The 25,857-nt window shown below is 37.6% G+C and carries 23 protein-coding genes and 3 tRNA genes; 12 read left to right on the plus strand and 14 right to left on the minus strand.

Annotated elements, in window-relative coordinates; translation table 11 throughout:
- Positions 1–20: 20 nt before the first annotated feature.
- The 3 genes from DRF60_RS02420 to DRF60_RS02430 form a co-directional block, all read right to left on the minus strand.
- Positions 21–93, minus strand: a tRNA-Met gene (locus tag DRF60_RS02420).
- A 39-nt stretch (positions 94–132) separates the two neighbouring features.
- A tRNA-Met gene (locus tag DRF60_RS02425) sits at positions 133–205 on the minus strand.
- Between the two features lie 39 nt (positions 206–244).
- Positions 245–317 (minus strand) — tRNA-Met (locus DRF60_RS02430).
- A gap of 102 nt (positions 318–419) precedes the next feature.
- Between DRF60_RS02430 and DRF60_RS02435 the strand changes: the two genes are divergently transcribed.
- The 5 genes from DRF60_RS02435 to DRF60_RS02455 are packed head-to-tail and all read left to right on the plus strand — an operon-like array spanning position 420 to position 3,747.
- Complete coding sequence (locus DRF60_RS02435; RefSeq protein WP_116010546.1) at positions 420–1,031, plus strand: L-threonylcarbamoyladenylate synthase; 612 nt, start codon at positions 420–422, stop codon at positions 1,029–1,031.
- Between the two features lie 29 nt (positions 1,032–1,060).
- Complete coding sequence (locus tag DRF60_RS02440) at positions 1,061–1,762, plus strand: CPBP family intramembrane glutamic endopeptidase (protein ID WP_116010547.1); 702 nt, start codon at positions 1,061–1,063, stop codon at positions 1,760–1,762.
- Positions 1,763–1,767: 5 nt separating this feature from the next.
- Positions 1,768–2,526: a peroxide stress protein YaaA gene (gene yaaA, locus DRF60_RS02445; RefSeq protein ID WP_116010548.1), complete on the plus strand. Its 759-nt coding sequence runs from the start codon at positions 1,768–1,770 to the stop codon at positions 2,524–2,526.
- Complete coding sequence (gene prmC / locus DRF60_RS02450; protein ID WP_116010549.1) at positions 2,527–3,378, plus strand: peptide chain release factor N(5)-glutamine methyltransferase; 852 nt, start codon at positions 2,527–2,529, stop codon at positions 3,376–3,378. It begins immediately after the preceding gene.
- Between the two features lie 9 nt (positions 3,379–3,387).
- Positions 3,388–3,747 carry a DUF4180 domain-containing protein gene (locus tag DRF60_RS02455; RefSeq protein WP_116010550.1) on the plus strand — a complete coding sequence of 120 codons (360 nt, stop codon included), beginning with the start codon at positions 3,388–3,390 and terminating at the stop codon, positions 3,745–3,747.
- A 170-nt stretch (positions 3,748–3,917) separates the two neighbouring features.
- On the opposite strand, the gene DRF60_RS02460 is transcribed toward DRF60_RS02455, so the two are convergent.
- The 7 genes from DRF60_RS02460 to DRF60_RS02490 form a co-directional block, all read right to left on the minus strand.
- Complete coding sequence (locus DRF60_RS02460) at positions 3,918–4,916, minus strand: NAD-dependent epimerase/dehydratase family protein (RefSeq protein ID WP_116010551.1); 999 nt, start codon at positions 4,914–4,916, stop codon at positions 3,918–3,920.
- The gene (locus tag DRF60_RS02465) at positions 4,913–5,698 is read right to left on the minus strand and encodes an SDR family NAD(P)-dependent oxidoreductase (RefSeq protein WP_116010552.1); all 786 of its coding nucleotides are present in this window, start codon (positions 5,696–5,698) and stop codon (positions 4,913–4,915) included. The genes DRF60_RS02460 and DRF60_RS02465 overlap by 4 nt, the downstream gene beginning before the upstream one ends.
- A gap of 142 nt (positions 5,699–5,840) precedes the next feature.
- A complete protein-coding gene (locus DRF60_RS02470; protein WP_116010553.1) occupies positions 5,841–6,950 on the minus strand; it encodes a helix-turn-helix domain-containing protein in 1,110 nt (369 codons plus the stop codon).
- Between the two features lie 32 nt (positions 6,951–6,982).
- On the minus strand, positions 6,983–7,624 hold the full coding sequence (locus tag DRF60_RS02475) for a rhomboid family intramembrane serine protease (RefSeq protein WP_116010554.1): 642 nt from the start codon (positions 7,622–7,624) through the stop codon (positions 6,983–6,985).
- Positions 7,625–7,635: 11 nt separating this feature from the next.
- Entirely contained in the window at positions 7,636–10,224 is a 2,589-nt protein-coding gene (locus DRF60_RS02480) for a DNA gyrase/topoisomerase IV subunit A (protein WP_116010555.1), read from the minus strand.
- Between the two features lie 6 nt (positions 10,225–10,230).
- Entirely contained in the window at positions 10,231–10,647 is a 417-nt protein-coding gene (locus DRF60_RS02485; RefSeq protein WP_238639974.1) for a hypothetical protein, read from the minus strand.
- A 90-nt stretch (positions 10,648–10,737) separates the two neighbouring features.
- Positions 10,738–12,621 carry a DNA topoisomerase IV subunit B gene (locus tag DRF60_RS02490; RefSeq protein ID WP_116010557.1) on the minus strand — a complete coding sequence of 628 codons (1,884 nt, stop codon included), beginning with the start codon at positions 12,619–12,621 and terminating at the stop codon, positions 10,738–10,740.
- Between the two features lie 142 nt (positions 12,622–12,763).
- Here DRF60_RS02490 and DRF60_RS02495 point away from each other — a divergent pair, with 142 nt between their 5' ends.
- The 6 genes from DRF60_RS02495 (at position 12,764) to DRF60_RS02520 (ending at position 21,691) form a co-directional block, all read left to right on the plus strand.
- On the plus strand, positions 12,764–15,691 hold the full coding sequence (locus DRF60_RS02495) for a sensor histidine kinase (RefSeq protein WP_116010558.1): 2,928 nt from the start codon (positions 12,764–12,766) through the stop codon (positions 15,689–15,691).
- Positions 15,660–16,391, plus strand: a complete 732-nt coding sequence (locus DRF60_RS02500; protein WP_116010559.1) for a LytR/AlgR family response regulator transcription factor — start codon at positions 15,660–15,662, stop codon at positions 16,389–16,391. Before DRF60_RS02495 ends, DRF60_RS02500 begins: the two co-directional genes overlap by 32 nt.
- A 109-nt stretch (positions 16,392–16,500) precedes the next feature.
- Positions 16,501–16,704 carry a hypothetical protein gene (locus DRF60_RS02505; RefSeq protein ID WP_116010560.1) on the plus strand — a complete coding sequence of 68 codons (204 nt, stop codon included), beginning with the start codon at positions 16,501–16,503 and terminating at the stop codon, positions 16,702–16,704.
- A gap of 115 nt (positions 16,705–16,819) precedes the next feature.
- Positions 16,820–19,594, plus strand: a complete 2,775-nt coding sequence (locus tag DRF60_RS02510; protein ID WP_157967918.1) for a T9SS type A sorting domain-containing protein — start codon at positions 16,820–16,822, stop codon at positions 19,592–19,594.
- A 667-nt stretch (positions 19,595–20,261) separates the two neighbouring features.
- Entirely contained in the window at positions 20,262–20,423 is a 162-nt protein-coding gene (locus tag DRF60_RS02515) for a T9SS type A sorting domain-containing protein (RefSeq protein WP_116010562.1), read from the plus strand.
- A 119-nt stretch (positions 20,424–20,542) separates the two neighbouring features.
- The gene (locus DRF60_RS02520) at positions 20,543–21,691 is read left to right on the plus strand and encodes a methionine aminotransferase (protein ID WP_116010563.1); all 1,149 of its coding nucleotides are present in this window, start codon (positions 20,543–20,545) and stop codon (positions 21,689–21,691) included.
- A gap of 87 nt (positions 21,692–21,778) precedes the next feature.
- On the opposite strand, the gene DRF60_RS02525 is transcribed toward DRF60_RS02520, so the two are convergent.
- Positions 21,779–22,543, minus strand: a complete 765-nt coding sequence (locus tag DRF60_RS02525; protein WP_116010564.1) for an SDR family NAD(P)-dependent oxidoreductase — start codon at positions 22,541–22,543, stop codon at positions 21,779–21,781.
- A gap of 93 nt (positions 22,544–22,636) precedes the next feature.
- Positions 22,637–23,575 (minus strand): helix-turn-helix domain-containing protein, encoded by a 939-nt coding sequence (locus DRF60_RS02530; RefSeq protein ID WP_116010565.1) that lies wholly within the window; start codon positions 23,573–23,575, stop codon positions 22,637–22,639.
- 145 nt (positions 23,576–23,720) lie between these two features.
- Here DRF60_RS02530 and DRF60_RS02535 point away from each other — a divergent pair, with 145 nt between their 5' ends.
- Complete coding sequence (locus DRF60_RS02535; RefSeq protein ID WP_116010566.1) at positions 23,721–23,882, plus strand: bacteriocin; 162 nt, start codon at positions 23,721–23,723, stop codon at positions 23,880–23,882.
- Positions 23,883–23,995: 113 nt separating this feature from the next.
- Here the strand turns inward: DRF60_RS02535 and ychF are convergent, their stop codons facing one another.
- Positions 23,996–25,087 (minus strand): redox-regulated ATPase YchF, encoded by a 1,092-nt coding sequence (gene ychF / locus DRF60_RS02540; protein WP_111958334.1) that lies wholly within the window; start codon positions 25,085–25,087, stop codon positions 23,996–23,998.
- Between the two features lie 194 nt (positions 25,088–25,281).
- On the minus strand, positions 25,282–25,833 hold the full coding sequence (locus tag DRF60_RS02545; protein WP_116010567.1) for a ferritin: 552 nt from the start codon (positions 25,831–25,833) through the stop codon (positions 25,282–25,284).
- Positions 25,834–25,857: the final 24 nt, after the last annotated feature.

Genomic DNA, 25,857 nt, shown 5'->3' on the forward strand with positions numbered 1-25,857 from the left:
CAGGTTTCTATTTAATTTAGTAGCGGGAACCGGACTCGAACCGATGACCTTCGGGTTATGAGCCCGACGAGCTACCTACTGCTCCATCCCGCGGTGTATCTTTAGAGTGCTTACCGAAAGCACTTATCTTAGTAGCGGGAACCGGACTCGAACCGATGACCTTCGGGTTATGAGCCCGACGAGCTACCTACTGCTCCATCCCGCGGTGTATCTTTAGAGTGCTTACCGAAAGCACTTAGCTTAGTAGCGGGAACCGGACTCGAACCGATGACCTTCGGGTTATGAGCCCGACGAGCTACCTACTGCTCCATCCCGCGATATTGTGAGTGCAAAGATACGGCTATTTTTTGAAAATCCTAATTTTTCTTTTAAATAAAGGACTTTTATGAAAACTATTTTATTATTTGTATCTTTGTTTTATGGCAAAAATACTGAAAATTTACCCTGATAACCCTCAGGAAAATCTTGTGAATGAGGTTATTAAAACCTTACAAAACGGCGGACTGATTATCTATCCTTCTGATACGATCTATGCTCTGGGATGTAATATTTTTGATATAAAAGCCATGGAAAAGCTGGCCCAACTCAAAAAAATCAAGCTGGAAAAGTCTCAGTTCTCGATTATCTGTAATGATCTGAGTCATCTTTCAGATTTTACAAGACCTATTGACACCTCTGTCTTCAGGTTTCTGAAAAGTCACCTTCCCGGACCTTTTACCTTTATCCTGGATGCCAACAAAAGCCTTCCTTTGGCGTATAAAAATCATAAAACCATTGGTATCCGTGTTCCCGATCATCCGATTCCGCAGCTTATTGTGGAAAAACTGGGTCATCCAATTGCTTCAACCTCTATAAAGGATGACGACGAGATCATTGAATATTCCACAGATCCTGAACTGATCGCTGAAAAGTATGATCATCTGGTAGATATTGTCATTGATTCCGGATATGGTGACAATGTAGCTTCCACTATTGTGGATCTTACCTCAGGAGAACCGGAAATCATCCGCCAGGGAAAAGGAATTATTTAATCAGAAGCAGTCAGCCGATCATTTGGATTATGAGTTTGTATGGTAAATACGCACTGGGAATTCTTTTTACCTTTGTGCTTCTTGCCGCAGCAATGCTTTATGCATTGCCGCTTATTTACTTAATTACAGGTACAAAAGGAATTACATCCGTTAATTTTTTTTATACAAGGATTGTTCTTTGGATAGTTCTTTTTTTTGTTTTTCTTTATAATTTTTTTGTAGAAAAAAATCCTTTCCTGCTATGGAAAGAAAAGAAATATACTGTATCATTCTATACCAGGTCAGTAATCCGTTTATATTTTACCTGTCTTATAGGAACTTCCGTCATTGGTATAATTATCCAGCTTTTGATTCAGGAAGGCATGAGCAGCAAAATGGTTCAGATCTCTTCTGCTTTTAAAAATAATTATCTGCTGATGATCTTTATATGCCTTACTGCCGGAGTGGTAGAAGAACTTCTTATGAGAGGATACATTCAGCCAAGAATTGAAAGAATATACAATAATCAATATTGTGGTATTTTCATTTCCGCCCTATTATTTGGAATTCTACACAGCACTTATGGAACAATCGGACAGGTAGTCGTACCTTTTTTTATCGGAACCGTTTTTGCTATGTTTTATAAACAATATTCAAACATTAAAATTTTAATCATCTGTCATTTCATGTACGACTTTGTGGCTGTGATGATCATGAATTTAATTGATACTAAACATTTATCTGTACTCTAAACATTATGAAAATTATAACTTCTCCAGCGAAACTGATGAACGTTGAGAATTCAACCGACTTATTGAGATCAACCACTCCAAAATTCATCGAAGAGGCTGCATTCATCCAGTCTTATCTGAAGCACAAATCTCCGAAATATCTTTCGGAATTAATGGAAATATCACCTAAGCTGGCCGATGAGAACTGGGAAAGAAACCAGAAATGGAAGGCGAAACCAACGGCAAAAGAGTCTGCTCCTGCTCTATTTGCTTTTACAGGAGAGGTTTACAGAGGGCTGGATGCAAAAACCCTGGATAAAAATGCTGTTGACTATTTACAGAAAAATTACAGGATGCTTTCCGGATTATATGGTCTGCTGAAGCCGTCTGATAAAGTAATGCTTTACAGGTTGGAAATGGGGCGTCATTTTGAATTCGATCAATACAAAAACCTATATGAATTCTGGAGAGAAAAGATCACAGAACAGCTGAACTCCGAAATGAAAAAAGGTGAAATTCTTCTTCACCTGGCCAGCAACGAGTACGGGAAAGTGATTGACAGGAAAAAACTAAACCATAAAGTCATCGATTTTGATTTCTATGAATTAAAAGACGGAAAACTGAAAACTATTGTTGTTTATACCAAGCATGCAAGAGGTCTTATGGTAAAGTTCTGTGCGGAAACTAACGCCAAAACCCTGAATGACGTAAAGGCATTCAATTATGAGGGTTACCTGATTGATGAAGAAAAATCTACGGACACTAAACTGGTTTTCACAAGATAAATGACGATATCAGCATTCAAAAAATATTTTAAAACTGAGCTTTCCGAGCTTTATAACGATTCGGAAAGTACCTTTTTATGCAGTGTTTTTATACAGAAAATTACAGGCTTTGACTCGTTTCAGCAGAGAAGACTTTCGGATCAGGAACTTCTCATTGATGATGAAAAGCAGCTTATCCAGGCTGTTTCCGACTTAAAAACCGGAAGACCTTATCAACAAATCCTTGGAGAAACCGAGTTTTATGGCATGCCTTTTTTTGTGGATGAGCATGTCCTTATCCCGCGTCCTGAAACTGAGGAACTGCTTGAGATGGCAATTCATACCATTCAAAGTTCAGAATTAAATGTTCAGGGTTTAAAGATTCTGGATATCGGAACCGGAAGCGGTATAATTCCATTGGTTTTAAAAAAACATTTTCCCGGAGCGAAAATTACGTCCATTGATTTATCGGAAAAAGCATTGAAAACGGCTAAGCGAAATGCAGAACATCATCAGCTGGAAATCAACTTTATTCATGCAGATTATCTGAGCTTTGAATTAACGGAAAGTTATGATATTATTATTTCCAATCCTCCTTATATAGGAATTGAAGAAGAAACCGAGATCGCTGATTCTGTCAAGGAATTTGAACCCAAAATGGCCCTCTTCTCTCCTGTTAAAGATGCTTTGATCTTCTACAGGAAAATCGCAGAAGATGCCAAACAATACCTGAAAGACAATGGTTTTTTATTTTTGGAAATCAATCAGAAACTTGGACCCGAAACCCTTGAATTGTATACCGGATATTTTTCTGAAGTTCAACTGATCAAAGATTTATCTGAAAATGACCGCTTTATTGTTGGAAAGAAATAAAATTAAATTATGGAAATTATCGCACATTCTGTCAATGAAACTAAAATAGCCGAAATTATTTCCGCTGACATCATTATCCAGTCTGCTCAGGACGGACTGGATCTTCTTGGAAATATTTATTATCAGGGTTTCGATAAGCTGATTATTTATGAGAAGAATCTCACTCCTGAATTCTTTGATCTGAAAACAAAAATAGCAGGTGATATTCTACAAAAATTCTCTAATTACCGCATGAGCCTTGCCATTGTAGGGGATTTTGAAAAGTATCAAAGCAAAAGCATCAGAGATTTCATTTTCGAAAGCAATAAAACAAAACATATTAATTTCACTGAAACACTTGAAAATGCTTTGGAAAGGCTGGGAAACTGACAATTATTTTAAAAAATATCCATCTGCTCTTTTATAAACCTAAAAACAACACGGATCTGTGGGAATATTTTTAACGCAAAGGTTTACCGTTAGTGTTTATTAAAGAAAGCAAAGATGTGATTAACAATTTGATCTGATGAAGCAGATGGATGAACAGAACAGTATATATTCTAGTTAATTTTTCTTTCTACCTGTTTCAGATTCATATTTTTCCTTTCAAAAAAATGGATTGCATCTTTAACTGCCTTATCAACAGTCTGATACCTGACTTCCAAATCTTCTGAAGATTTCCTATTGGAGTAATAATTATTGATTCTTAAAGCTTTCATATTAGGAGAACTCAGGCTGGTCTTTATCTTCAGTTTTCTCAGTACATCTCCTATTATTCCGAGCACCACAAGTCCTGAGTTTGGAATTGGGATCATAACAGGAGCCTGTTTTGTGATAGTATTCACTTTTCTGAAAAACTCTTTGTAAGTCAGATTTTCATTAGCCAGCAGGTATTTTTCGCCATTTTTACCATTTTCAATTGCTTTTATAATTCCTTCCGCCACGTCTTCGGCATGCACAAAGTTTTTCCCGCCTTTTGGATAAAATACAAACTTCTTTTTCCATGCCCAAAAGATAATTTTGCCCGAACTCGGCTTATGGTCGTAAGCCCCGATCATAAAAGTAGGGTTTACAATCATCACTTTTGTTTCCCTGTTCTGTCGCAAAAGGTAATTCTCTGTTTCCAGTTTGCTTTGGGCATAGTATGAACAGGTAAAAGGATACAGTTGCGGAGCTTTTTCATTTCCCAAGGCAACAGGATTTCCATAGCCTAAAGTATTGGCCGTACTCACGAACAAAAATTTTCCTGCTCTGGCTGATACAGTTTGAGCAAACAGATGAACTACAGCATCATAATTCGTCTTTTTATAATCTTTATAATGCAGCAGAGCCTGGCTGGTTTCCGCAGCAATATGAATCACGGCATCTACCCCATGCAGATGCTCTGAAATATCCGAAAAGAGATCCCCTTCTATCAATCTGAGATTTTCATTTTCTTCGCCCATCCAACTGCTTTTCTTGCGCACCAGAGCAGTAACATAATAATCATACTGTAATAATTTAATAATGGTATTAGTCCCCAGAAGCCCTGTGGCTCCGGTCACGAAAACTTTTTTCATGCTTCTATTTCTTTTTTAATGGCACTGGTCATCAGAGGCAGTTTAATCCATATCGGCAGGATCATCATGATCAGCCAGCTTATGGGATTCACCATAATAACGGAATCTTTTTTGAAAAGTTGTCTGATGCAGTAAGCTGCCACTTTGTTCGGATCCAGGAGGGTAAGCTTTCCTAAAACACCCTGCTTTTCAATTCGTTTGCAGACATCGATATTGGTTTTCATCGCTCCGGGGTTCACAACGCTTACAAAAACATTAGTGTCCTTCAGTTCTTCATGAAGTCCTCTTGAAAATGAATGGATAAAGGTTTTGGAAGCCGGATATACCGTTTTGAAACCTATGGGTGAAAAAGCAGCCATACTTGATACATTCAGAATATAGGCTTTGGGCTGTCTTAGCAGATTGGGCAGCAGCTGATGGGTGATGAGTGAAGTGGCGGCTACATTGACCTGTAAAATGGTATTAATATAAGATGGCGATGCATCTACAAATTTCTTCGTGCCTCCAAGCCCGGCATTATTGATCAGGATATGAATTTCAAAAGACCGGTTCAGCCATTCGGTAAGTTTCAATACATTTTCATTCACCGAAAGATCTGTTTCATAATAGGGCGCCCGGATCTTATAAGTCTCTTCAAGCTGTTGGGACAGTTCTTCAAGCTGCTGACCCGGAAGGCTTACCAGAACAACATTGATATTCTTGCTGGCCAGATTTTCTGCAAATGCTTTTCCCAAACCCTGACTTGCACCCGTTATTACAGCATATGATTCTTTGATATCCATAAAACAATTTTATGATACAAAGCTACCCTGAAAAGTATCTTTGAATGTTCAGGATTATCTGAGTGAACCTATTTTAAAATTAAAAACAAATTTACACAATATACTGAAAAGCAAATAATTAATTAAATTAGAACGTTAAAATTTATAAACCTGAACCATTTTTATACTCGGAAGGAGTCTGATCTGTCAGCTTTTTAAAAGTGGTATTAAAAGAAGTTTTGGAATTGAATCCGGATTCGTAGGCGGTTCCTAAAATTGACAGTTTGCTCTGAGGGTCTTTAAGAAGTTTCTTGGCATACTCAATTCTGTATTCATTTACATATTGGAAAAAGTTCTTTTTAAATCCGGTATTAATCACATACGACAGATGGTGTGTAGAAATAGACAACAGTTCGGAAAGCCGGATCAGGTTCAGCTCGCTGTCCAGATAGGGCTTTTGCTTATCCATGATTTCTTCCAGCTGACTTTTGATTTTCAGCAGTTCTTCATCGGGGAGCAGCTTTTTCTTTACTTCTTCTGTCAGGGGATCTTCATCAATAGAAATCAATTCATCACGCTGCTTTTCTTCCAGGGGATAAATTTCTTTTTGTTTTAAAGAATAGTATCCAACAAAATAAATAACCAGCAGAAAAGCTCCGTTAATGAAAAAATTCAGGGCAGTGGAATCATAGAATAAATGATAAACTACGTAGACAATGTTGATGATGAAAATAATAACGGCAATATATTCCAGCCAGTTCAGATTAATACCTTCCGTATTCGCTGAAAACTGCTGGATCCTTTTTTTGTGCTTCCGGATAGTGAAATAGGAAAGACTGGTATAAAATAAGGTCTGAAAAAGAATTAAGCCGATAAAAACAAAATAAAAAACAGTATGATCATCAAATCCACCCAAACGCTGTAACAGAATATTGATCCAAAAAATAACAGGCAGAATAAGGTATTTCAGGTCTGAAATTTTAAATTTAAATGCAGGATTGGTGTAAAATAACACACTGAAATAGAACATAATGGGCGTCAGAAACTGGATCATCTGGACGGAAATGATGGAATGCACCTCTACCGGAACACCGTTCACTAAAGTAAGGATCTCATCCAGCCAGAAACTTGACCATAGAAAAAGAAATATCCCAAACCAGAAGTTGGCCTTCCTGTTTACCCGCAGCGGATTGGAGAGTTTCAGTAAAGAAAGCAAAACCAATGAACCATAGATTAATACAACGATGAAGTGGTTTAATTCTGATGTGTTCATTGGTCTTGATATTTTGATTAAATATAAATCTTTTATCCTATTCTCTTCCTGACGAAAATTTCGTAGCCCAGATAGATCAGCGGAAGTGACATAGCTCCTAAATAGAGAACATTGCTCATAGCTTGTTGGGGATGAAGTGCAATAGAATAGACAAGTCCAAAGAATGCACCCCCTAAATGAGCAGCATGTCCTAGATTATCCCATTGTTTAGGATTCAACATCATATAGACAGAATATCCAAAATACAGTGTTCCAAATAACCATCCGGGTAAGAAATTGACACTAATCTCATTGGGAGCCATTGCAATAGAAGCAAAAATAATTCCTGAAACAGCTCCAGATGCTCCGATAGCGGAGTACCATGGCTGCTTTTTATAAATCATCAGACTGAATAAATTTCCAAGAATCATTGATCCAAAATAAATAATCACAAAGCCTATATTTCCAAAAAATGAAGTCACAACACCCTGAAAGAAATATAAAGAAAGCATATTGAAAAATAAATGCATAAAATCTGCATGTAAAAATGCTGAACTGATAAGCCTTACATATTCTTTACGGTTGGTAATTGCGCCTACATTAAATTTATATTTCTCAAATAAAGCCGTATTATTTAACCCAAAGTAGCTAATAATACATGTAACCGCCATAATAACTAGAACAATTGTACTCATAATTTTAATTCTTAATTTTCTGGTTCTCCGTTTTCAAACAGATCCCCGATGACAGTCCGGTCATCATCTACAATACCGTCACCTGTTTCCGGTTCCTCGTAAACTTCCGGTTCTTCTTCTACAGGCTCAGGAATACTGATATTGATTGTTTTTACTTTAAATTTTGTGAACTGGTTTCCAATTGCCTTTATTCCTTTTACGGCAATGAACTCGTCAATCTGTATGTTTTCCGGGTCACGGTCTTTGCCTTTATCTTTAGCAAAAATGATTTCTGCTGAGGCACCGTCTGCTACGATTACATTTTCAATAAATGATTTCGGGTGTTCAGAGGGCATAAAGGTCTGTATATTAGCTGTATTTTCCAGAAGGAATCTCTTGATAAAATACATTTCCTTTTCTCCGTCGTAGTAAATGCAGGTTACCGGCTGTTGCGGCTTCCATTTTTCCAGCACCAGATATTCATCATCGAAACGGTTTCCAAGGTCGAAAGACACCAGCTTCACCTCGCCATTGGTATTGATTGTCAGAATTTTATCATCTCCTTTAAAACTACCTAAAAGAGTCCCTCTCGCATCGGCATTCAGTCTTCTTACCGTATCATCAAACCAGATTTTTCTGGGAGCCAGCGTAGAAACGCCTTCTTCCTTCAAATCCACCTTTTTCACGGAATATTTGGTCACCAGATTTCCTTTAGAATCTCTTCCTTTGATAGCAAGTTCAGAGAAATCAATTTCCATTTTATTTTTTCTGATTCTTGGATTTGGTTTTAAAAGGACGGTTACTGTTTCCGCTTCCCCGTTAGGATTGGCCGAGAAATACAGGGTTTCGGAACCTTTTTTATCAGAAGCCAGCGGATAATCCGTATTCCTTGTCACCGCCGTTACAGAAAAACGTTTCATATAATAGGGTCCATCCCTGCCTTCACGGTAGATCATATTGTAGACTGTTCTTTTATCGTTTTTCTTCCATATGGCAACATGCAGGATATCTTTTCCTACGAATGTTTTGGCATCCACCTTTACAACCTTCATCGTTCCGTCTTTTCTGAATATGATGATATCATCAATATCCGAACAGTCAAAAAGGTACTGGTCTTTTTTCAGTGAAGTCCCTATAAATCCTTCTTCAAAATTGGCATAGAACTTTTCATTGGCTACTGCTACTTTTGTGGCATCAATAGTATCAAAAATCCTAAGCTCTGTTTTTCTCTGCTTATCTTTTCCGTATTTCTTCTGAATATTTAAATAATACTCAATGGCATAAGCGATCAGGTTGGCAAGGTGATGTTTTACCTGCTCTATTTTGCCTTCAAGGGCAGCTATATTTTCTTTAAATTTATCTAAATCAAATCTTGAAATCCTTTTGATTCTGATCTCAGTAAGTTTTAAAATATCCTCTTCTGTTACTGCTCTTAAAAGGTGTTTGGTATGAGGCTTCAATCCTTCGTCAATGGTTTTAATAACATCCTCCCAGGTCTTTACCTCCTCAATATCATGATAGATCCTGTTCTCGATAAAGATCCTTTCCAAAGAAGAGAAATGCCAGCTTTCCTGAAGTTCGTGAAGCTCAATTTCAAGCTCTTTCTTAAGCAATGAAACGGTGTGTTCCGTATTCATTTTCAGGATATCGGAAACCTTCATGAACATTGGTTTATCACCTACGATCACGCATGCATTCGGAGAGATGGTTACCTGGCAGTCTGTAAATGCATAGAGCGCATCTATGGTTTTGTCCGGTGACACATCGTTATGAAGATGGACAAGAATCTCTACGGTATCAGAAGTATTGTCTTCAATCTTTTTGATCTTGATTTTCCCTTTTTCATTAGCCTTCAGGATAGAGTCTATCAGATCGCCTGTATTTTTTGAAAAAGGAAGCTCTGAAATTACCAGCGTATGCTTATCAGTCTGGGTAATTCTGGCTCTGGCCCTTACCTTACCACCCCTGTGTCCGTCATTGTATTCGGACACATCAAGGTAACCCGCAGTCATAAAGTCGGGAAACAGTTCAAATTTCTTTCCTTTTAAATAAGCAACAGATGCATTGATAAGCTCATTGAAATTATGGGGAAGAATTTTTGTAGAAAGTCCCACACCAATTCCTTCTACTCCCTGTGCAAGCAGTAACGGGAATTTTACGGGAAGATCAATAGGCTCATTATTTCTGCCGTCATAGGATTTTGCCCATTCTGTCGTTTTGGGGTTAAAGACCACTTCCAGCGCGAAAGGGGTCAGCCTGGCCTCGATATATCTTGCCGCCGCTGCTGAGTCTCCGGTATAGATATTCCCCCAGTTTCCCTGGGTATCTATCAAAAGTTCTTTCTGGCCAATCTGTACCATGGCATCCGTAATGGAAGCATCCCCGTGAGGATGGTATTTCATGGTATTTCCTACGATATTGGCTACTTTATTGTAACGGCCGTCCTCCAGCTCCCGCATAGAGTGCATAATCCTTCTCTGAACGGGCTTTAGCCCATCATAGACGGAAGGAATCGCTCTATCCAGAATTACATAGGAAGCATAGTCCAGAAACCAGTCTTTATAAAGTCCTGAGACTTTTTTCAAGCTCTCACCTTCGTGCGAGTTTTCTTCTGTCGTCATCTGTTTTTAATCGTTTTTCTCTTCATTAGTTTTTACTACTTTATTAAGAGAGAGTTTTAAATCATTTACTTCTTTTTGTCTCAAATAAGATATTTCATATTTGAGGATAGTAGAACCACTGGTTTTGCTTGAGATAGTAATGTATAGCCTTTTGACAAAAAAAATACTAACGATCTCATACTTGATCAGTTTATATTTTGGAAATTCATCATGAAGAGGTCTGTCCAAAAAAGGAATAATATTTCTGTTCTTAAAATTCAGGGCTTCTCCATCACTGTCATATTCAAATATTTGTCTGCCATTCAGGTGAAAAATCACCATTAGTATGACCGGAACAATAAGAAGAATATAACTTTCTTTTCCTACAGCATGAAACCTGTATTCATTTAACAAAAATGCTGCAATTCCAAATATGACCATCATTATCAGTAATGTATGTACAAAATTGTAAACCGAAGCTTTGTTGCGGTTGCTGAGTCTCATTTGTAATATTTGTGTTTATTGGTTTAATTTTTAGTTTGCTACTTCATCCAAAGTTTCTTTTTTATCAATATCCGGATCTTCCACTACAAGATTTTCAAGGATAAACACCTGCCTGTCCGGTGTATTTTTACCCATATAAAATTCAAGCAGCTGATCTATTGTCTGGTCTTTACCTATTACTACAGGCTCCAGACGGATATCTTTCCCGATAAAATGTTTGAACTCATCGGGTGAAATCTCTCCAAGCCCTTTAAATCGGGTGATTTCAGGGTTTTTCCCAAGTTCGTTCAAAGCTTTTATTCTTTCCATTTCGGTGTAGCAGTATCTTGTCTCTTTTTTATTTCTCACCCTGAACAATGGGGTCTGAAGAATATAAAGGTGTCCATTTTTAATCAGATCAGGGAAAAACTGAAGGAAAAATGTAATCATCAGAAGACGGATATGCATACCATCCACATCGGCATCGGTAGATATAATTACCTGGTTGTATCTCAAATCTTCAAGACTTTCTTCAATATTCAAAGCAGCCTGAAGAAGGTTGAACTCTTCATTCTCGTATACTACTTTTTTAGTCAGTCCATAGCAGTTCAAAGGTTTACCTTTCAGCGAGAATACCGCCTGGGTTTCTACATCCCTTGATTTGGTGATGGATCCGGAAGCAGAATCCCCCTCGGTAATGAAGATTTGGGTCTCCCCTTTTCTTTCATTCTTCTGATCGTTGTAATGCTGCCTGCAATCACGTAGCTTCTTATTGTGAAGGGATACTTTTTTGGCTCTTTCTCTTGCAAGCTTCTGAATTCCTGAAAGTTCTTTCCTTTCTCTTTCGGAGATAAGGATTTTTCTTTGGATCGCTTCGGCAATTTCAGGGTTTTTATGCAGGAAATTATCGAGTTTGCTTTTCAGAAAATCAATGATAAAAGTCCTTACGGTAGGTCCGCTTGGCCCCATATCATTGGATCCCAGCTTGGTTTTGGTCTGGGATTCGAATACAGGTTCTTCTACATTGATAGAAATGGCTGCAATGATAGATTTTCTGATATCTGAAGCATCAAAGTTTTTATTAAAAAACTCACGGATTGTCTTAACATAGGCTTCACGGAAGGCATTAAGGTGTGTTCCACCCTGTGTGGTATTCTGTCCGTTCACGAAAGAAAAATAGGTTTCTGTCTGTGATTTGTCAGAATGCGTAATGGCCAGCTCTATATCGGTATCTTTCAGGTGAATGATGGAGTACAGAATTTCGTTCTCCATTTCCTCTTCCAAAAGATCTTTAAGCCCGTTTTCAGAATAATAGGTCTCTCCGTTGAAAATTATTTTCAGCCCGGGATTCAGGTACGCATAGTTGCGCAGCATTTTTTCTATATATTCTTTCCTGTATTTGAAATGAAGGAAGATCTCTCCGTCAGGAACAAAGGAAATTTCCGTTCCGTTTCGGTCTGAAGTATCTTTTTCTTCATGGTTTTCCGTAATCAGTCCTCTGGAAAATTCCGCCATCTTCATTTTTCCTTCACGGAAAGACCTTACGCGGAAATACTCTGAAAGAGCATTAACAGCTTTAGTACCAACCCCGTTTAGCCCTACAGATTTCTTGAAGGCTTTGCTGTCGTACTTCCCTCCCGTATTCATTTTGGAAACGGCATCTACAACCTTTCCCAATGGAATTCCTCGGCCAAAGTCACGGATACTGACTTTACCGTCGTCCACTTTTATTTCAATTCTTTTCCCTGCTTTCATTCTGAACTCATCAATAGAGTTGTCCAGAATTTCTTTAAGCAGAATGTAAATACCATCGTCCGCAGAGGAGCCGTCTCCGAGTTTCCCTATGTACATTCCGGGGCGCAGACGGATGTGTTCCTGCCAGTCGAGGGTTCTGATATTATCTTCGGAGTAGATTGGATTTATTTCTTGTGACATATATGATTTCAGCAAACATACAAAAGTACGAAATTGTACAAAATTATCCGAATTTTTTCGATTCCTTTTTTTTCAATATTCAACCTTAAATATTGCAGTATTATTAATCAAATTATATATTTACAATATTATTCAATATCGTGTGAAAAGCTTACTTATTCTTCTCTCATTTTCTTTGATTTTATTATCTTCCAGTTCATTTTCCGGACAGATCCCCGGGATGGTCAATTATACTGAAGAAGATGGTCTGAACAGCTCTTATACCTATCGTTTGAGACAGGATCAAAACGGTTTTATCTGGATAGGCAGCGATAACGGGTTGTTCAGGTTTGACGGAAAGGAATTTAAACAATATGGAAAGTCAGAAGGCTTGAAAAACATTGATATCATTTCCTGCGAACCTTTGCCTAATGGGGAAGTTTTTATACTTCCTTTTCTGAATGATTTTGCTTATCTGAAAAACGGACGGGTGATCAATCTGAATATTAATGATTATTTGAAAAACCAGTTTTCAAGCTCAATCCCGAAAATCACACGTGATGTAAACAAGCTTTATCTCTACAGCAACCACAATCCGCAGAATATTTTCGTCTACGAGAATGGTAAAGTAAAAAAGACTCCCATTGCTATAGATTATAAAAATAGAGATCTGGGAACCTTACAGTTTGATTTCCGGACAAAGAATCTGTATTTAGGTGATTTTGAGAAAGGCGAAATTTTAATTCATAACCTTATCCACGGGAAGGAAAGGAAAATCAAGATAGATAAAGGAGAGGTTATCTGTGAGAAAGATGATTTTTTTGTCTTTCAAAATAACGGGAAAATTAATATCTATCAACGGGCTGATGCATTTCATATAAAGAAAATTTATTCTTACGATACAAAGGAGAATGTTTTCTACGGTGTTATTGATAAAAACAATAAGCTGTGGCTCAATCTTCAAAATGGCGGTGTATTATATTTCAACCAATCACTACTTGAAAATAAAAAAAATCTGGCTCCACCTGTAAAAATATTAAGTAACCATGTCATCAATCATGTTCTTGTAGATGAAGATGATAATGTCTGGTTCAATTCGAGGAACAGCGGTGTCTTTTTTATAACCAAAGCTCTTTTTACTAACCATATCAATTTATCCGTAAAAAGTAACTCCGAATATATCAAAGCAATCGCAAAAGATGATCAAAACATTATTTTGGGCTACAATAATTCTTATGGAGCTATTATTTATAAGAATGGTAAAATGCAGGATATCACTTTAGATAAAGACAATAAGGATGAAAACAAATCGATCTACATCAACCATACCATATCCATTTTCGGGCTTTCAACTAAAATTGTTATTTATGATCTTTCTAAAAGCAGAAGTACAAAACTGAACTATACTTTAAAAAACATCGTTCCCTATACCCGGGACTCTGTTCTTTTCTGCACAGCCGGCAACCTGATGGTATATGATCTAAAAAGCAAAAAAACAACCAGTATTCTTGCAGAAAGGATATATACAGCATTACCCTACACTAAAGAAAATTTATTTATAGGCAATTTCAGTGATCTATATAAGTTTAATATCAGAACTAAAAGAAAGACTTTATTTTTAAAGGGATATTATTTTACGGATATCAAACAATTAAAGCCCAATGTTTATCTGGGAGCAACAAACCTCAACGGAATCATTATTTTCAACGATAAGGGCATTTTGAAAAAAATTGAAAAAAGGAATGGTTTAATCAATGAGCAGATTAAAAAAATAACGGTAGAGAATACAAATACTTTCTGGGCAAGCACCAATTCGGGGATATCCAGAATTGAACTAACAAAAAATAATATTTTAATTAATAATTTCACCCAAACCGACGGATTGCCATCCAATGCTGTCGCGGATTGTGTAATAAGAAACGACACTATTTTCATTGGCACCTCTAAAGGGTTGGGAATATTTTCTATAAAAAAGCTTCTGGCTCAGGAAAAATTTATTCATAAAAAGGTCATTATAAATTCGGTAACCATTAGAAATAATGAACATTCGAATCTGAATGAAAATCTGACCGGCTATACGGATAATCCAATCACTTTTAACCTCAGCTTTCTTGATTATTCATCGCAGGGAAAGATAAGTTATAAATACAAGATTGAAGGACTCGATGAATCTTGGCGGGTAAGCAGCTCTCCTACTATCATATTCAATTCCCTTCCTCCGGGAAAATACGTTTTCAGGGTTTACGGCTTAGGCTACAACGGAAAGCAGTCTTACATCTCTTCTGATCTGGCTTTTGAGATCAAGCCGAAATTCTGGCAGGCCTGGTGGTTTAAGCTATTAATTGCTGGAATTATAGTAATAGTATTATCAGCCATCATCAATTCCTATCTGCAAAAAAAACGTAATAAAAAACTGGAAAAGTTTTATCATGAAAAAAAGATTGCGGAACTGGAACTTCAGGCCATCAAGGCGCAAATCAACCCTCATTTTATTTATAACTGCCTTAATTCTATTAAATATCTGCTGTTCAAAGAGGATTATGAGGAAACGGAAAATTATCTGGATACATTTTCTCAGCTCATCAGAAAAACACTTTATTATTCGGAACAAACTTTCATGCCTATAAGAGACGAAGCAGAATATCTCTTTTTATATATGGATATGGAAAAACTTCGTCAAAATGAACTGTTTGATTATGAAATACATATCTCTGAACAAGTAAACAGGAGCTGGATAATTCCCTCATTATTAATTCAACCTTTTGTAGAGAACGCCATAAAACATGGGATTTCCGGTTTGAAGAACCGAAAAGGTTTTATTAAAATATCTTTTGACCATACAGATTCTACCCTCTGCATTACGATTGAAGATAATGGTGACGGGATCAGAACCAAAAATGAATCTTTCGCCGGGAATAATTCTTTTGGATTAAAATTGTCCCAAAAAAGAATTGAAACCTTCAAACAGCTCTTCGAAACCAATATTATTTTAGAAATCATTAATCTTTCTGAAAAATACGGAAAGCATGGAACACAAATAAAACTTTATATAACACCATATGAAAACGAAAACACAAATTTGCATCATTGATGATGAGAAGCATGGAAGAGATTATATTTCCTTACTGCTGAAAAAAGAATTTCCCGAGCTTGAAATAAGTTTCGAGGCTTCAAGTGTGGAAGAAGCTTACATTTACCTTACCAAAAACTCACCGGACATTTTGTTTCTGGATATCCGGCTGAGTGATGGTACCGCTTTTGATTTGCTTGCTAAATTTAAAGAACTGTCCTCTCAAATTATCTTCATTACAGCTTTTGAGAATTTTGCCATTCAGGCTATTAAAAACGGAGCTACCGATTATCTTTTAAAACCTATTAAAAAAATTGATTTTACCATTGCAGTCAACAAAGCACTGGAAAATATAAAAAAAATACAGCCTGCAAACAATAATCCGTGGCAGGACAATAAAATCATTCTTTCTACACTGCAGGGATTTAAAGTCGTAGGTATTGCCGATATTATCCGCTGTGAAGCAGATTCCAGTTATACTACCTTTTATCTTACCAATAAAACCAAAATAATGGTTTCCAGGACTCTTCATGAATTTGAACAGGCACTTCCCGAGCTTAATTTTTTCAGGATACATCATAAACATCTTATTAATGTGGATCATCTTCAGGAATATATCAAAGGCCGGGGCGGGCAGGTTGTTATGAGTGACGGCTCTGTTCTTGACGTTTCATTCCGTCGAAAAAATGATTTCCTTCATAAAATTGGAAATACGGATTAAAATACTCTTGTCGCATTTACTGACCCAGCCCCCGCACTTATTAGTTATATCTGTTTTTTGTTAACACTCTTCTCTATTTTCGTCATGTTAATCAACTAAAAAAATTATCATGAAAAAAATCACAGGAAAAGTACTTAAGAAAAAGCAAATGAATTCCGTTGTAGGTGGAACAGCTTTTATTACACCAAGTGGTCCGGGGGCAATTCAGCCTCCTCAACCCCCTATCTGTCAAAATCCACAACAACCCATTGGTGGAATTCCCGCTATCTACACAATGCCGTGGAATGGACTTCCGTGGGTGGAGCCTAAATAATGATCATTTAAAACATACATTCCAGTCTGCTGACTGGAATGTATGTTTTAAAAAATAATCTGGTTATTCTTAGTCGGATTATTCAACTCCATAAGTATTAATTTAAATGATAACTATGAAAATACCATATATTCTTTTGAAAAAAAATATTCCCCTGATCCTATTTGTATTAATGGGAAATGTATTATCAGCACAGGAAGCACTTCTGAATCCTACAACAACCGTTTATGATGGTTTGAGCACCGACATCAAAACTTTTGTATGTCCTTCTTTCAGTATTCAGGAAACGCTACAGGAAAACGATTTTGGCGATCAATCAGTTCCTTTGATTTTTGCCAAAAAATTTGAAACTGAAATCACAACTACAAATTCCGGCCAATGGGAAAAAGTGAATGACCTCCACGTATGGCGGTACAGGATCACCTCAAAAGACGCCTATTCCATGATGCTGATATTCAAAAATATGCGTCTTCCGGATGACACTAGTCTTTTCCTTTATAACGAAGATATGAGCTACGTTGTGGGTCCTGTTACCAAAACCTACAATACGGAGAGCGGCATATTTCCCACCGAGCTGATTCCCGGAAGCAGTATCATTGTAGAACTGGCTATTAAAGACAGCAGCTATAAAGAAGGAGCACCATATTTCACCATAGGTAATGTATCTCATGATTTCCTGGATGTATTTGATTTGGCAAGCAGTACGGAAAAACCAAAGAAAATTTTAGACTGTCACAATGATATCAACTGTGCTATTGCCAGCGAATGGCAAACCCATAAAAGAGGAGTTGCGCTTATTGCCGTGGGAGGTACAGGACTTTGCTCAGGCTCTCTCGTAAACAATACCGCTCTTAACGGGAAGCCTTTGTTTTTATCTGCCGCGCATTGTTATGGTATATTGGGTAATCCGGCGAACAGCGTTTTCTATTTTAACCATGAGAAGGAAGAGTGTGACGGACCCAAGTCAGATTACAGAAAAAACGATGATGTTATTAAAATATCAGGAGCTACCCGGATAAGCTCTAATGACTATTCCGACATGCTGCTTCTTCAGCTGAATGACAGAATCCCATCTTCTTATAAGGCCTATTTTCCCGGATGGGACAGATCTGGTGATAATCCCGACAGGGGTATTGCGATCCACCATCCCCAGGGGAATCCTAAAAAAATAACATTTGATGATCAGCCATTGATTCCAAATCCAAATCCTATTGATATAACAATTACCCCTACACTTACAAGAACATTCCAATCCAACACATTGTGGGAATCACATCCTGATAACGGGTCGATAGAAGGAGGTTCATCAGGCTCACCTTTATTTAATCAGGACGGAAAAATTATAGGAAATTTAACAGCAACCAACAGCTATTATAAAAGTAATTTTCCTTTTGCCCCGGTTAAAAAATACTACTGTCCTCCTGACAATATTTCTTACTTCAGCCGCTTATCAGCATCCTGGAATTATGGAGCAGCAAGCCAAAGGCTTCGAGACCATCTGGATCCCAATAACACCAATCAGATATCCATACAGGGTCTTATTCCTGCCGGGTGGAGACATTTCAAATTTCCGCAGAATACCAATACCAGAAAAGTCCATAACGGCCAATATGATGTAGTTCATGTGGGGCTCGGTAATCAGATATTTTACAGAGCACCCAATAATCAGATACAGATGTATTACTGGAATATTGCAGGCTGGCAGCATGGGACCATCCAGCCTACCAGCTCAGCTTCAGATCTGGTTAATGGGGATATAGCTGTAGGTCTCGGTAACCAGGTGTTCTATAGAAGCACCAATGGAAGCATACATACCATGTACTGGGCCAATAATAACTGGCAGCATGGCGTTCTGGGAGGCTCCGTTCACAGCTCTCCACACAGTCTTGCGTTGGGAGACGTCAATAATGAAGTATACTACCGTGGTACAGACAATAAAATGCATATTTATTACTGGAGTAATAATGCATGGCAGCATGGGGTTATCTCAGGAAGCATTAATAACAATACGAAAATTGATGGTGATATTGTGGTGGGTAGCCAGGGAACCCAGGTATTTTACAGGGGCGGGGACGGAAAACTACAGATGTATTACTGGGGGAACAATGCCTGGGTACATGCCTATGTGGACCCTGCCGGAAGTAACGCCTCTTCCGGTTACAATATCCATTCCGCTCCGGGGGCTATCAGTATTGATAAAAACAATAACAATACGGTTTATTATCGTGGTGCAGACAATAAGATGCACAGGTATTACTGGAGCTCTAATTCCTGGCAACATGAATGGCTGGGCACAAGCAATGATGCCAATGTGTACGGGGATGTAAGTGCAGGAGAAGGTAATCAGATTTTTTACCGTGGTACTGACGGGAAAATGCATCTATATTATCGCAGTAACAATAATACCTGGATTCATGACTGGGTTGAAACCAGCTGGCAGGCTCCCAATGCCAATAATGTAGCGGGCTCAATAGGCGTAGGTCCCGGTAACAAATTATTTTACAGGGGAAATAACGGGTTTATGCAAAACTATTTCTGGAATGCGGCACAAATGCTAAAAAACAATGGAGATTCTGAAAATTTCGGAATGGAAGATACTCCGCCAAGTCCTACTATTCCAAAAGCAAGTATTAATACAGTCCAGTCAACAATGGTTCCAAACCCGGCAAAAGATGATATCACATTAACAATGGATTCTGAATACAAAACTACGGTAAAGATCACGGTTACTGATATGCAGGGAAAAACAGTAATGGATTATTCCCATAAGACAGAGGCAGGAAAAAATTCCATAACACTAAATATAAGTAAACTGCATACAGGCGTTTACTTCGTTACAATTCAGGACACTAAAGGATATAGTGCGGTTCATAAATTAATTAAAAATTAACTGATGAAAACATAATTCATCTTTTTTTAAAGCTAAACATATAAAACACAAATATTCACGGGCAGCAGAAACTTTAAAAGTTTCTGCTGCTTTTTTAAAAAATAAAGGTATAAAATCACCCAAACATAGGTTTCCATGCAACATTCTCCAGCTTATGTTGCATTATTAATCAATTATATATTCACCATATTATTCAGTAAATAGTGAAAAATTATACTTTTTCATCTATTCTTTTTTTATATTGTTGTCCTCATTGCTTTTTGCCCAGATCTCCGGAATGGTCAATTATAACGATGGGGATGGCCTGAATAATTACCTACTCTCTCAATCAGGATGCTGCCGGATTTTTATGGGTAGGAAGTGATAATGGATTATTCCGTTTTGACGGTAAAGAATTTAAGCATTTCAACAACAAGCAAGGTTTTAAAAATATTGAAGCCCTTCATGCCTTCCTTTAGCAAACGGAGAAATTTTTATTGCCCTTTTTCTGAATGATTTTGCTTATCTGAAAAACGTCAGAGTTATTAATTCAGATTCTAACAGAGCATTACAAAAAATGCAGTTCACCGTTAATCCTGATTATTATCTTGACGGTAAACCTCTTTACCTTTTTTCCGCTTATAATCCAAACAATCCGGGAAGTACCTATACCATGGCATGAAGACTGATGGATTTTTCAGGAAAAGTAGTGCTTGAAAAATCTGAAATCCCCAACAGCGGCTCCCAGACCCTTACCCTGAATATTGAGAAGCTGGTACAAGGTGCCTACATTGTTGAAGTTAAATCTGAACATACCACGAGTTCCCAGAAACTGCTGATTTCAAAATAGACTTTCACAGAATGCTGCAACTTCAAAGACTGTTCTTGGAAAGACAGTCTTTTTTATGGAATTTCTGTTTCTGATTACAAAAAATGAATTAAATTCGAAGTAAGAAAAAAATTCTTTTAATGATACAACTTCCATTATCCAAGCTTTCAAATGTAGGAACTACCATTTTCAGCCAAATGACACAGCTCGCCAACGAAAATGAGGCCATCAACCTTTCACAGGGGTTCCCGGATTTTATGCCGGATCATGAGCTGCTGGATCATGTAGATTATTTCATTAAAAAAGGGTTTAACCAATATGCTCCAATGGGTGGAATGATTACTTTAAAGGAAGAAATTACCAGAAAAATTGAAAACAGCCATCAGGCTATATATCATCCAGATTCAGAGGTTACAGTAACTGCGGGTGGAACTCAGGCAATTTTCACTGCGGTAGCCACTTTCGTTAAAAAAGATGATGAAGTGATCATTTTTGAACCGGCCTACGATTGCTATGAGCCTACTGTAGAGCTGTTCGGCGGAGTTGTAAAGCGATTTGAGATGAAAGCCCCGGATTATGCGATCGACTGGACGGAAGTACGAAACCTGGTCAGCGATAAAACCAAAATGATCATCATCAATAATCCCAATAATCCTTCCGGGAAAATTTTAAAAGAAAATGATCTGCAGGAACTGATCAAAATTGTAAAAGATACTTCCATTCTTATTTTAAGTGATGAAGTCTATGAAAATATTGTTTTTGACGGAAAGCAGCATCTGAGCATCGCCAGATATCCGGAACTAAAGGAAAGAACTCTTCTGGTAGCCTCATTTGGAAAGCTGTTTCATGTTACGGGCTGGAAAATCGGCTATTGTGCTGCTCCAAAAGCGCTGACAAATGAGTTCAGAAAAATCCACCAGTTCAATGTCTTCTCCGTTAATACTCCTATCCAGTTGGCACTGGCAGCTTACATGAAAAATGAGGATCATTACAATAATTTGGGTCAGTTCTTTCAGGAAAAAAGAGACTTTTTAAGAAAAGGTCTTGCTGGAACATCCTTCGGGCTTCTTGACTGCGAAGGAACCTATTTCCAAGCTCTTACCTATGATAAAATATCCGATAAAAATGATTTTGATTTCGCTTCGGAACTGACGATCAATCATAAGGTGGCAAGTGTTCCTTTTTCGCCATTCTATAAAAATAAAAGGAATGACCACGTGATCCGCTTATGTTTTGCAAAAAAGCAGGAAACACTGGAAAGAGCTATAGAGAACCTTTCCAGGCTTTAGATGGATATGCTGTTTTTAAATGGCAAAAAAGACAAACTTGCTTATCCGCGAATTTGCCTTTTTACGTCTTTATCACTTAACAGCCACCTATAAAAACATGCCGCCGGAAGCTTCTATTCTCTGTCCGTTGATCCAGCCTGCATCTTCGGTACACAGGAATGCCACTACCCCTCCGATGTCATCCGGAAGTCCAGCTCTCCCCAATGCTGTAATGTTAGAAATCATTGAATTTACATTCTGGTCATCTCTTGTTCTTCCGCCTCCAAAATCTGTTTCAATGGCTCCCGGCGCTATAACATTCGCTTTGATTTTACGGGATCCGAGTTCTTTTGCCATATATTTTGTCAGCATTTCTACACCTGCCTTCATAGAACCGTAAACAGAAGATCCCGGGAGAGCAAATCTTGCCAGTCCTGATGAAATATTAATAATTCCACCGCCGTCATTAATGAAAGGAAGCATTTTCTGTGTCAGAAAGAAGACCCCTTTAAAATGAACATTGACAATGTCATCAAGCTGTTCCTCAGTAGTTTCCATAATGGGAGCATATAAGGCTGTTCCTGCATTGTTGATCAGGAAATCGATGTTTGGGTTGCCTGTTTCGGTTTTCAGATGGTCGGTGATATTTTTCACAAATGAATCGAAGCTTTTTACATCTCTGGTATCCAATTGGTAAGCTGCTGCATTTTGGCCTAATGCTTTTATTTCGTTGACTACAGCATCGGCTTTTTCACTGCTGTTTTTATAAGTAATAATAACGTCTAATCCTTTTTGGGCAATCTTAAGAGCTGCATTTTTTCCAAGTCCACGGCTTCCGCCCGTGATTAATGCAATTTTTGTTTTTGTATTCATCGTTTTTATATTATTTATTTTAATGATACAAAGTTGGAAAATTCTGCAGAAGAAATGTTTACCTGAATCAATCTGAAATTTGCAAGATTCAAATCATGTACGAAATTGCATTGGGGTAAATGATGTCTTTCTTTTGAAAAAGTTGGAAAAATGGGCTATTTCCTCAAAACCCAGCGCATACGAAATTTCGGAAACGTTCCATTTGGTTTGTCTTAAAAGAATTTTAGCTTCCTGAATCATACGGTCAGCAATAAGTTCGGTGGTTGTTTTTCCGGTGCTTTCTTTTAATTTTTTATTTAAATAATTCACATGAACGGCCAGTCTGTCAGCATAATCTTTTGCCGTTTTCAGCTGTAATCTCTGATCTGAAGATTCAATTGGAAACTGTCTTTCTAAAAGCTCTATAAATAATGACACTATCCGTAATGAGGCATCATTTGAGGCAGAAAGCTTTGCAGCAGGCTGCAGTTTTTGTCCGTAATGGATCAGCTCCAAGACATAGTTCCTGATTAAGTCGTATTTGAAAATATAATCGGAAGCTATTTCCTGTTTTATTTTTGTGAAAAGAATTTCTATTTCGTCCGCCAGATCATCCTCAATCTCGAACAGTGGAATATTCCCCGGCTGAAAAATCGGCAGGTCTTCCAATGAGAACCGGGATTGTGCCTTAATGAAAAAGTCTTCTGTAAAGACACAGAAACTTCCCGACTGGTCAGGATCTTCCGGCACCCAATGGTATGGAACTTTAGGGGTAGCAAATAATAAAGCATTCTTTTTGATAGCTATGATTTTGTCCGCATATTCTGCCCTGTTCTGTCCCCTGATCAGGCTTATTTTGTAATATTTTCGCCTGTTGTAAGGCATTTCTGAAGTGGTTTTCACTCTTTCGATAGTCTGTCTGATATCAAATACATTAAAATGTCCTATATCTTTATGAAGTCCTTTCGGGAAAATACTTTCAAGATCTTTTCCCAATTTGGCGGCCATCTCCTTATAGAAGTCTTCAAGGGATGCATGAGCGATCTTTTCCATAACTGACTGTTTGTAAAATTCAAATGTACAAAGTTAACAGAATTTGAAAATGAAAAAATATTTTACTTTTTTCTTCATAAAGTGATATACATATACATATTTTCCTTACCTTAGTTTTCAAACTAACCCACTAAAAATCAAAACAATGAAAAATCAAGATTTACCGAAAGGCAAAAAACTGAACAAAAAGCAATTAAGAAGTATTACCGGAGGATTACTGGACTGTATTGATCCTATGACCGGAGGCTGCAAAAAAATATCAATAAGCTGTGCACAGCTGCAATGCAGACCTGGAATAGAGCCTTAATAAAGAATTAAAAAAAGCCACTCTGCATAAGGGTGGTTTTTATTTTACTAAGAAAAAACGCTCAGAGATAATCCCTGAAGCGTTTTTCTATTATAACTAACTTTAATATATTCTTATACGTTGAATCTAAAGTGCATGATGTCACCATCCTGAACGATATATTCTTTACCTTCAACAGAAAGTTTCCCAGCTTCTTTAATTTTCACTTCGGAACCATAAGTGATATAATCATTATACTTGATTACTTCTGCACGGATGAATCCTTTTTCGAAGTCTGTGTGGATCACTCCGGCAGCTTGTGGAGCTGTCCATCCCTGACCTATTGTCCATGCTCTTACCTCTTTTACACCCGCTGTAAAATAGGTCTGAAGTTTTAATAAATCGTAAGCTTTTCTGATCAGACGGTTTACTCCGGGCTCTTCAAGCCCCAATTCTTCAAGGAAGATTTCTCTTTCTTCAAATGTTTCCAGTTCATTGATATCTGCTTCGATCTGTGCTGCTAAAACAACAGTCTCCGCTCCTTCGTTTTTAGCCATCGCATCGATTTTTTCTATCCATTCGTTTCCGTTTTTAATAGAGTTTTCGTCTACGTTGCAAACATATAGTACAGGCTTTTTGGTTAAAAGCTGAATATCGTCGATAATAGGCTGTGTTAAATCATTTACCGGAAATTCTCTTGCATTTTTCCCGTCCTCGATGAATTTCTCAAGATTTTGAAGAGTTTCATAAACAAGAATATCATCTTTCTTTCCGGATTTGATGAATTTTTTAGCTTTTTCAACAGCTTTTCCAACTGTTTCAAGGTCCTTAAGCTGTAATTCGATGTCGATAATTTCTTTATCTCTCATTGGGTCTACAGAACCTTCAACGTGGATAATGTTACCATTATCAAAACATCTTAAAACATGGATAATTGCTTCACACTCACGGATGTTGGCAAGAAACTGGTTTCCCAATCCTTCTCCTTTGCTGGCTCCTTTTACAAGACCTGCAATGTCAACAATTTCAACTACAGCCGGCAATACTCTTTCTGGATTAACTATTTTTTCAAGTTCAAAAAGTCTCTGATCCGGTACAGATACCGTCCCCAGGTTCGGTTCTATCGTACAGAAAGGATAGTTTGCAGATTGAGCTTTAGCGTTGCTTAAGCAGTTAAAGAGAGTTGATTTACCTACATTCGGAAGGCCTACAATTCCACATTTCATATTGTAAAATTCAAAGTTTAATATTCAATGATGCTATTTAAAGTTCAGGCTGGAATTCTGATGTTTAAATTCATACTCCGAACCACTGAACTTTCAGCCTGCAAAGATAGTGAATTTAAAGGGAGTTTCATAATAAAAAAATCTGCCAGGGTTTAGGCAGATTTTCAATAATTTGTTTGTCCATCAATTGGTCTTTATGGATTATCTCCTGTGGCGTCCTGAGCCAGTGGGACATCATTCGGTGCTTCCTGTAATGTTTTATCTAAGGTAAACAAAGACTCGTCTGTAGCACGGTCACCACCTGCAATTTTCAATTTATCAATCAGGTTGGAAGCGAGTGTTTCTTCTTCTATCTGTTCCTGTACAAACCACTGCATAAAATTCCATGTAGCCCAATCTTTTTCTTCTAGCGCCATATCTACAATCCTGTAAATTGCTGTAGTATTGTCAACTTCATGTTTAAAGACACCGTCAAAGCAGGCTGTCAAAGATTCAGGATCGGCCGGAGGAGCCGGAATAGCGTCTACTTTTGGCTTTCCACCTCTATTCAGTACGTATTCCATAAATTTAATAGAATGATTTCTTTCTTCCTGCGCATGTCTGTAAAGGAAGTTGGCAATACCCTGGTATCCTTTATCATCTGCCCAGATCCCATACGATAGAAAAACGTGTGATGCGTGAATTTCTTTATTCATCTGATCGCTCAATGCTTTTTCAATGGTTGGGGAAAGTCTGTTGGTATTCATAATGTTATATTTTTGTGATTATGA

The organism is Chryseobacterium elymi (genome assembly GCF_003385495.1).
Lineage (GTDB): Bacteria > Bacteroidota > Bacteroidia > Flavobacteriales > Weeksellaceae > Chryseobacterium > Chryseobacterium elymi.